Origin of the sequence: Aliirhizobium wenxiniae (assembly GCF_014201355.1) — a bacterium.
GTDB lineage: Bacteria > Pseudomonadota > Alphaproteobacteria > Rhizobiales > Rhizobiaceae > Neorhizobium > Neorhizobium wenxiniae.
The window spans coordinates 189433-198117 of record NZ_JACHEG010000010.1; the positions used below are offsets into that span (position 1 = coordinate 189433).

Genomic DNA, 8685 nt, shown 5'->3' on the forward strand with positions numbered 1-8685 from the left:
TTGCTTTCGACCTAGAGCTTGACCGCAAACGGCGAGTTCCGGTTCGTGGTGCACCTTGCGGCCGCACCGTATCTGCTCCTGTCGGTTTTTCTAGGCTGCGCTCGCGACGGCTTTTGGGGGCCGGGTTCCTAGGCCTGACGCGGTGCGTCTAGCCGTTGCCCTCTTCCGCAGACCGCTACTTCGAGGCAGGGTTCGTATCGTCAGCCAACGGACGCTTTCAGCGCGCTGCAAGGGCGTCGTCAACATCGTCTTCAAATCGACGCGTCGGGCCACTGGTGGGATAGGTCAGTAGGGAAATGGCCATCTCGTGATATTCGGAAAACAAGGTCGACTCGAACACAGGCTCAAAGCGGTTCCACACCCCTGCAGGGTGCTGGATCGCAGTGAGACCATGTGAGGGACCAAGTGCCGCTAGCGAGACATCAGGCACTGGTGTCGTCACGGTCTTCGCCCTGAAGTACACGCCGGAAGAGAGAAGGGTAGAACTTCCCCACGACCAATCGATGAAACCGTCCCTGCTGACGACGATCATCGCGCGAGTCTTGGTGTTCTTGAGCCAGTTCAAGACCGCAGCCGTAATCGACACTTCGTATCTGTCTCGCAAGACCTCGAAATCCGAGATTGTCGGCTTCCTGAACTCTTTTGTTTGCTCCCGGAAGTCGTCGGGCGGCATCAAGACAAAGGCGGCAAAGCTGTTCGCCTCCGCCTCCATCCGACCATATTCGGTATTCCACTCCCACATGTTACTGCGCGAGCAATGAAAAGGCTTGTCCGTCAAACCTCGATGGACGAGATAGTGAGCGAATTCATGGGCTTGGGTGAAGTTGATGCGCCCCTTCGACGAGTGTCCCTTGTCGTAGAGGATCGCCCATTCATCCCTCGATTCGTTCGGAAACAACGCTCCCTCGAATTTGCCTCCGAAGTCTTCGCCCTGTATCAAAGTGATGGGTTCGTTCGGGTAGATCGACCGGCTGAAGTGTGGCGCGATCTCCTCGATATTGATCGGAAACCGCGGCAAGCCCAGCAGCTTCTTCCCCTCCTTTGCATACACCGAGACCCTGGTCGCCCACCCATCCCATGTCGTCGGCAGCTTCATTTCTTCCGGCTCCAGACATCAATCATGTCCATGACGCGCTCCTTGGTGGCGTCGTCTAGCGTATTGAACTTCCGGAAGAACACTTCCTTGGCTTGCGCGTCGTCGAAAGAGGCGTTGTCATCGACCAGGTAGTCGGTCGTAGTGTCCAAGACCCGGGCGATATCGATGAGCTTTTCGGCCGAGGGCTTACGGTCCGCGCGGTTCTCGAGCTCCCATAGGTAGCTCTTGCTCGCTCCGCTCAGTCGGGCCAGTTCGTCAAGCGAGTACTTCTTTTGTCGTCGAAGTTCCTTGAGTTTCTCGCCGAGGGTCGAGGGCATAGTTAACGAATTCCTTAGATGGTTGAACCGGTTAGCGATGTTCGATATATATCGAACAAAAATGTTATTGACAAGGCGCACCGTATTCCGTTCGATATACCGAACAGAAGCGTAGCTATGGAGTGTGTCATGCCGAAGAAGGGTCCCGAAACCCACCACATCGTTCCCGCCCCCTCCGGCGGCTGGGACGTCAAACGTGGCGGCGGCCAGCGTGCCAGCAGCCATCACGACACGAAACAGGAGGCCGTAGCTGCCGGGCGGCAGGTGAGCCGAAACCAGGGCACCGAGCTCCGCATCCACAACCGCAATGGCCGCATCGCCGACAGCGACAGCCATGGCAGCGATCCCAATCCCCCGCGCGGCTAACCAAAGCGCCAAGCGGCCTAGAAGGCAACCGATATGGACCAACGAGAAACATTTCCGATGAATGAACTGCCCAAGGGCATCCACAGCATCACTCGTCTGCCGAGCGCCCCGCTTGGAGAGCTGTGGGATTCCATCGTCATGGACGAGGACATGAAGGCGAAACTGTTGTCGCAGGCGGCGTTGAATTTCACGCTTCGTTCAAAGGTTCCGCGTTCGGTCATTCCGCTGCACGGCGTCATCATGCTCACCGGTCTTCCAGGTACGGGCAAGACGTCGCTCGCCAAGGGACTCGCCCATCGCGTCGCGAAGTCGTTCGGCAGCAACACCTTCCGCCTGCTTGAAGTCGAGCCCCATTCGCTGGCGAGCGCCGCGCATGGCAAGACCCAGCGCGCCGTGACCGATCTCTTCGGACAGGCCATCTCGGAAGCCGCGCAGGCGGGGCCGACCATCGTCCTGCTGGATGAAGTCGAGACGCTGGCCGCCGACCGCGGCAAGCTCAGCCTTGAGGCCAATCCCGTCGATGTCCACCGCGCTACCGATGCCGTGCTCGTGCAGCTCGACGCGCTCGCGGAAAAGCATCCGAACCTCCTGTTCGTCGCGACGAGCAACTTCCCCAAGGCGGTTGACGACGCATTCCTTTCGCGTTGCGATCTCATCCTCGAGGTTCCGCTCCCCGGCAAAGAGGCGTGTTTGCTTATCCTCCGGGATTGCCTGGGCGGCCTCGCCAAGGTCTTTCCCGAGATGCGAAAGCTCGTTGACGGGAAGGGTCTCGAAGACTGCGCGACTGCGTGCGTCGGACTGGACGGCCGCGCCATCCGCAAGATGGTGGCGAACGCTCTCGCGTCCGATCAGGCAACCGCGATGAACCCCGGCAGCGTCACGATGTCGGCGATCGTCGCCGCTGCAAAGGCGGCCCACAAGGCCCGGGTGAAGGAGGGTCGCGCATGAGCAGCACCTATTCACGCGTTTTCCGGAGCAACCCGCATCGTGATGCGCTCGACACTTGGAAGGCGATAGTCGAGCTGCTCACGCAGGGTCACGCCGGCTCGAACCGGAACGAGCTTCTGGCGGTCGGCGGCACGGCGGCGAGCGTTATCGCGGAACAAGCCGCAAAGGACGCCGCGATCGTGGTCACCTGCGACGGTCCGCGCACGCGCGTCTACACCCTCCATGACGACGACGCCATCGACGGATCGGACGCCAAGGAAGACACCTTGGGTTACGACCCCTTGAAGGGCGACTGGAAGGTGTCGCTCCCTTGCCCAGCAGATGACCTCGACTGGGTCAACAACTCTCTCAAGAAGCAAAGCAGCCGTATCACCGCCCGCGACAGCGCGCAAAGCTTCGGCAGCGAAACGACGAAAACCGCGTCGGAAAGCGTTCTCGTCCTCGATCCGAAAGGGTTCCTCGGCTCATGACCACCGTCGCCGTCAACACCTATACCCATTCGGTCACCTACGTGGCCGACAATATCCTCAAGAGCCTCAAGGACATCATCCGTCTGAGCGGCCTCGACCCGTCGGACCTGGTCGGCAGCTGGGAAAGCAAAATGCGTGCCCTCAAGGCATGGCTTGGAACGCAGGACCTTGAGAAGGTCGTGCTGGAAGTCTTCAACAAGAAGACCGACGCCCTCATCGTTCGCTGGGACATCGACATCGTATATAGCTGGAATGGCGGTGGCGGGTTCTGGACCGACACCGATCAGCTCAAATACCATATCCGGAAAGCGGGAGTGGCCCCCTCCGACGCCAGCTACCGGATCATGATGCAGGCAAAGCCGGGCCATCCTGAAGTCGATGGTTGGAGCAACGGCTATTACCGCTCGACCGCCGGGTTCGTTCGCCACAACGTCGGCTCAACGATCGACCACAATGGTCTCGGCGGGAGCGCCGCATACTGGAGGAAGAACTGATGCTTACGACCGACGAGGCCTTCCGCAAATTCAAGTCTCGGCTCGAGCTCAACGACCGCGAACAGGAGAATGCGTCGAAGCGACAGAATGAGGTTAGAGACTATCTCGACACCAAGTTCTCGATCGCCAACAGCTTCCTGACGGGGTCTTACAAGCGCCACACCAAGACTAAGCCCCTCAAGGACATAGACATCTTCTTTGTGCTCAAGGAGAGCGAGCGCTCGAAGTACCGTAACAAGGCACCCTCTGTTGTCTTGGATGATTTCCACAAGGCACTCGTCGAGAAGTACGGCGAGAAGGCGGTGCGCAAGCAGGGTCGCTCGGTCAACGTCGATTTCGGTGTTGTTGTGGACGCCGAGGACAACACCGACTATCGCATCCTGAGCGTGGACGTCGTTCCGTCCTTCCCGTTCGGTGACGACTACGAAATCCCGGATACCGACAAGGGCACGTGGATCAAGACGAACCCCAAGGTTCATGCCCAGAAAGCGATCGACGCGCATCAAGCCTTCTCCAACGAGTGGAAGGGTCTTGTCCGCATGGTCAAGTATTGGAACAACAATCCAAGGCACGGGTCCGACAAGCCCGTGAAGCCGTCATTCCTGATCGAGGTCATGGCGCTCGAGTGTCTTTATGGTGGATGGCAGGGCCGTTTCGACTATGAACTCGAAGGGCTGTTCTCGACGCTTGCCGACCGCATCTTCGACACGTGGGCCGACCCCGCGGGCCTCGGTCCGCCGATCAGCGGCGGCATGGACGCCACCCGCAAACAGCGGGCCCGCGACCTTCTCCTGGCCGCTAGCCGCGATGCGCGCAACGCCATCAATCTCGCCAAGCAGGGACGCAACGGCGACGCCTTGAAAGCCTGGCGCGACCTGTTCGGCCCGAAATTCCCACTCTCATAAGAAAGGAAGACACTATGTCCGAATGGTCTCTCTCGCAGCTTCTGTCCTCGTTGCACGAGGATATCCAGTCGCGGCTGGCCGTGGCGCGCAAGAGCTTCCAACATCCCGGGGTCAAGGGCGACGCGAGCGAGAGCGTCTGGATCAGTCTGCTGGATAAATATCTGCCCGCCCGCTACAGCGTCGCGAAAGCGCATGTCGTGGACAGCCTCGGAAACTTCAGCGATCAGATCGACGTCGTGGTGTTCGACCGACAGTATTCGCCTTTCATCTTCACCTACGAGAACCAGACAATTATTCCTGCCGAAAGCGTCTACGCGGTCTTCGAAGCAAAGCAGACCGCCGACGCGCAGCTCGTAAGATACGCACAGGACAAGGTCGCTAGCGTCAGGCGGCTCCATCGCACGAGCCTGCCGATTCCGCATGCGGGCGGAACCTATCCTGCAAAACCCGCGATCCCGATTTTTGGGGGAATTCTGACCTTTGAAAGCGAGTGGAGCCCGCCCATGGGGAAGGCGCTCGAATCGATCCTTCTCGAAGGCAGCGGTGACCGCCAGTTGGACATTGGCTGCGTGGCGTCGCATGGTCATTTCGCACGCAACGCCACAGGCGAATATGATTTTGTCTTCGAGAACAAGCCCGCCACAGCGTTTCTGTTCAAGCTGATCTCGCGGCTGCAGTTCAGCGGCACTGTCCCGATGATCGATATCGACGCCTATGGAGAATGGCTGGCGAAATGAAGGGGAAAGCGGCGATCGGTCCCGATCTCTCCCCGTGTCTGCGAACGTGATGATCACGGTTCAGGATGCGGTGCTGGGCCTCTCAGACAGCCACGGCCGTTGGAACGCGCTCACTCATCTGCACATTTGTATGGATGACGATTTCCTTCTCGAGCGGAATCCTCTGACCCTCCTGCAGCAAAGGATTCGGCCTGACATGGTCCTCGACGATGGGTTGGTAGTCGTACATCGTCGTCTTCTCCTGCATCATAAAGACCAATGTCGCTCTTGAAAAAAATTCCACGCCGGCCGCTGGGTCGTCTTCGACAGGTCACTCAGGCAGCTACGAGATGAGTTAGTGATGATTCAGAACTGGCGCAATGCATATAAACCCGACACTACGATCGGGGTGAAACTTGGCGATGGCAAAGTACATTTCTTCGACAAAAAAGACGCGGCGTTAGGAGCTAAAATAGGCATCGGAACAGGCTGAGTTGCCCCCGAGAGTCTAAGGAAATCAGTTAGCTAGCAACATAGACGTTGCAGTCTTGCTACTGGGCCCGGGTTCATATCCGTTCAAGAGCATAAAAATCTAGTCTCTATCGCTGCCTTACGTTGCGGCTGCTCCGGTGAGCATTGCAATAATGCGACACAATATCTCTTTTTCGCGTTTGGTTGGATTCGGCCATAGATTTGTCTTGCGGTTGTAATGGTCGCGGGTGTTGGATCCCGCTGTTTTAATTGACGTTCTGATTCGCTTCGAGGGGTCCATGCGTTTCTTTTCTGTGCGTTCTGCGGCTTTTGCTGCCACGGTGTCGCTTGTCGTTTTCTCCGGCACTAATGTGTGTCTCATAAAGGCGACGCATGCGGCCGACCAGAGCCTGGGTCGCTATTCTGCGGGCCTGTCGGCGCTCGGTACGGCTGGACCCGAATTTGGTGGGTCAACCTCTGGGCCGCGTGAAAATTCTCCCGTAGCAAGTTCCTCCTCCGCAGATGACCGTGCGGTCGATCTAACAGTCGGCGCTGGTCAAACCGAAGCAAAGACTGGAGAGTCAAAAGGGTCGGTTGTGCTTGGAACTGGTAGGGCAGTCGGGATGTCCGACGATACTTCCGGTGAAGATTTGACGAACGACGAGAACGACCTCAGCGGCAAGGATGAGGCGACTGCAGAGCCCAAAGCCAAGGCGGCCACGACTTTGGCAGCTACCGCAGCGACGAGCGCAGACGAAAACGGACGCGCCGTCAACGCCCCCGAAAAACCGTCGATCCCGGAGATCGCCGGAAACGGGTTCTTCACCCAGAAGATCGGCATCGATGTTCCGGACTTCCGCGGCTTGGAACCGAAGCTGACGCTCAGCTACAACTCTGCCCGCAAGACGAGGCTTGGTGGCCTGTATCAGGGATGGGCCGGTTACGCCTGGGGCATGGATGGTCTCGATGTCATTGAGCGTGCCACACCCGGTTATGGCGTTCCAGCCTATGATACCGGCGATATCTACCTGCTCAATGGCGAGGAGCTGGTCGCGTGCACCACTGGCATGGTCGCGGGGTCCTGCCTTGCTGGCGGCACGCATGTGACGGAAGTGGAGAACTTCAAACGGGTCGTGTTCGACAGTGCCGCCAACACCTGGACGGTAACCGATCGCGACGGCACCCGCTCGGTGTTCAAGTCGGTGATGGAACTGACCGGAACGACACCTGCTGCCGACAGCACCGACTACAAGCTTCAGCATGACGGCCGCTACCTGCTGGCGCAGGTGATCGACACCAATAACAATACGGTCTCTTACGCCTATACCTGCCCGCAGAGCCCGGTCTGCTATCCGAGCAAGGTGACCTATGGCGGTGGGGCAAGCATCAACTTCTATTACGAGGTTCGTCCCGACTGGCAGATCATGGCCAATGGCCTCAGTCTTTCCACCACGCGCTACCGCCTGATCACCATCGGCGTCAGTGCCGGTGGCGCGCTGCGTAGCGCCTACAAGTTGACCTACGATCAGGCACCGATCTCGAACGTCTCACGTCTGACCAAGGTCGAGCAGTACGGCCGTGGCTCAACGATCACCTCCGGTGTCGTCACCGGCGCAAACGTCCGCACCATCCGCCAGATGACTTACGACAACGCGACGATGACGTATGCGTCGAAGACACATAACCTCGCGGTGAACAGCGGCTATTCGCCTTACGACAATTACCCCCTCAATTCATTGATAAGTAGCCAGGTTGGAGATCTGAATTTCGATGGTCGGGATGAGATCTACGGTGGATATCACATCGTATCAGGCAGAGAGGGCGATAGCACCGTAAGTGCGGGGTTCCGGATAGCGAGCTTTGCACAGGACGGCAGCCTTGCAGCCGATTACAAGCTGCAATTGAGAAGCAGCCATGACCTTAGTCTCAGCTTCAAGGCCGGGAGATTTGTCCAGGGTCGGTCATTTCGCGACATAGCCATGGCTTATTCTTATTATCGGGAGCAAGGCCAGGAAAATATCGAGATAAAGGAGAAGAAGGCAGGGAAGGTCCAGTCGAACCTTTCCGTGAAGTTGGCCAACTGCGATACCGACTACGCCACCGCATGCAACAAAGCATTGGATCCCTACTACGCGGCGCTCGATCACGATGGCGACGGCTATGACACGGTGGTCGATCTAAAGAAGGAAGTTCTGACCCTCACCGACGTTTATGGAAATGGAAAGCAGGGTGCCTTCCTTGCTGGTAACCCAGTTCGGCTTCGCTGGTCCACGAACGGCGCGTGGAAAGAGATAAGCGGTCCGGTTCAGTGTCAGGGAAATACCACCGCGGCGGTAAAAACCTATGCATGCGCCTTCGGTGACATCAACGGCGACGGGTTGCCCGACATTCTCGCCTCCACGTCTAACGGGAAGAATGGTCGCGTCTGGTTGTCCACTGGGCAGAGCTTCGTGTTGAGTACCATAACCGCTTCGCTCGACTGGTTGCCGAACCTACGCGATCTCGACAATGACGGCCGCGTTGAAATCGTGACGGGAGGGGGAGAGTATTTTGATACATTGCGCGCGTGGTCTGTCAGGTTCGATGCGAGCGGAGGCGCATTCGCTCGTGAGACGTCTTTCAGCCTTACCGGTAACCGTATGGCAGGTGACTTCAACGGTGACGGTTTGCCCGATTTCCTTCGGACCAAAAGCACGATGTGGATTTCGCAGTCTGGCTCTGGCAATCCGAACCTTATGCGGAGTGTGACGCTGCAGACGGGCGGTGTGGTGTCGGTTGACTATACGCCGTCAACACGGTGGACGAACACGTTCATGCCGCAGGTCCTGCATGCAGTGACGCAGATGCGGGTGAGTGACGGCCGCGGCACGGTTGCAACGACCGACTACGCCTATGCCGGCGG

At 58.2% G+C, this 8685-nt stretch carries 11 protein-coding genes; 8 read left to right on the plus strand and 3 right to left on the minus strand.

The window, feature by feature from the left end:
• Positions 1–217: 217 nt before the first annotated feature.
• Together HNQ72_RS27150 and HNQ72_RS31180 are read right to left on the minus strand one after the other, a co-directional pair.
• A complete protein-coding gene (locus tag HNQ72_RS27150; protein WP_183997201.1) occupies positions 218–1096 on the minus strand; it encodes an ImmA/IrrE family metallo-endopeptidase in 879 nt (292 codons plus the stop codon).
• Entirely contained in the window at positions 1093–1638 is a 546-nt protein-coding gene (locus HNQ72_RS31180; RefSeq protein WP_343061639.1) for a helix-turn-helix domain-containing protein, read from the minus strand. The genes HNQ72_RS27150 and HNQ72_RS31180 overlap by 4 nt, the downstream gene beginning before the upstream one ends.
• Here HNQ72_RS31180 and HNQ72_RS27160 point away from each other — a divergent pair.
• Genes HNQ72_RS27160 through HNQ72_RS27185 form a run of 6 tightly spaced genes read left to right on the plus strand, consistent with a single transcriptional unit; the run spans position 1543 to position 5333 of the window.
• Positions 1543–1779 carry a DUF2188 domain-containing protein gene (locus HNQ72_RS27160; protein WP_183997205.1) on the plus strand — a complete coding sequence of 79 codons (237 nt, stop codon included), beginning with the start codon at positions 1543–1545 and terminating at the stop codon, positions 1777–1779. The two genes, HNQ72_RS31180 and HNQ72_RS27160, sit on opposite strands and share 96 nt — an antisense overlap.
• A 57-nt stretch (positions 1780–1836) precedes the next feature.
• Positions 1837–2727, plus strand: a complete 891-nt coding sequence (locus HNQ72_RS27165; protein WP_183997207.1) for an AAA family ATPase — start codon at positions 1837–1839, stop codon at positions 2725–2727.
• On the plus strand, positions 2724–3197 hold the full coding sequence (locus HNQ72_RS27170) for a hypothetical protein (RefSeq protein ID WP_183997209.1): 474 nt from the start codon (positions 2724–2726) through the stop codon (positions 3195–3197). Before HNQ72_RS27165 ends, HNQ72_RS27170 begins: the two co-directional genes overlap by 4 nt.
• On the plus strand, positions 3194–3691 hold the full coding sequence (locus HNQ72_RS27175) for an HORMA domain containing protein (RefSeq protein ID WP_183997211.1): 498 nt from the start codon (positions 3194–3196) through the stop codon (positions 3689–3691). Before HNQ72_RS27170 ends, HNQ72_RS27175 begins: the two co-directional genes overlap by 4 nt.
• A complete protein-coding gene (locus HNQ72_RS27180) occupies positions 3691–4596 on the plus strand; it encodes a CBASS oligonucleotide cyclase (protein WP_183997213.1) in 906 nt (301 codons plus the stop codon). Before HNQ72_RS27175 ends, HNQ72_RS27180 begins: the two co-directional genes overlap by 1 nt.
• Positions 4597–4610: 14 nt before the next feature.
• Positions 4611–5333, plus strand: coding sequence for a DUF6602 domain-containing protein (locus tag HNQ72_RS27185; protein ID WP_183997215.1), 723 nt, complete (start codon positions 4611–4613; stop codon positions 5331–5333).
• A gap of 82 nt (positions 5334–5415) precedes the next feature.
• Here HNQ72_RS27185 and HNQ72_RS27190 read toward each other — a convergent pair whose 3' ends face one another.
• On the minus strand, positions 5416–5562 hold the full coding sequence (locus HNQ72_RS27190) for a hypothetical protein (protein ID WP_183997217.1): 147 nt from the start codon (positions 5560–5562) through the stop codon (positions 5416–5418).
• Positions 5563–5673: 111 nt separating this feature from the next.
• On the opposite strand from HNQ72_RS27190, the gene HNQ72_RS31020 reads away from it, so the two are divergent.
• The gene (locus HNQ72_RS31020; RefSeq protein WP_280518293.1) at positions 5674–5805 is read left to right on the plus strand and encodes a hypothetical protein; all 132 of its coding nucleotides are present in this window, start codon (positions 5674–5676) and stop codon (positions 5803–5805) included.
• A 601-nt stretch (positions 5806–6406) separates the two neighbouring features.
• Positions 6407–8685, plus strand: a 2279-nt coding sequence (locus HNQ72_RS27195) for an FG-GAP-like repeat-containing protein (protein WP_183997219.1), incomplete at its 3' end; no start/stop codon positions are given.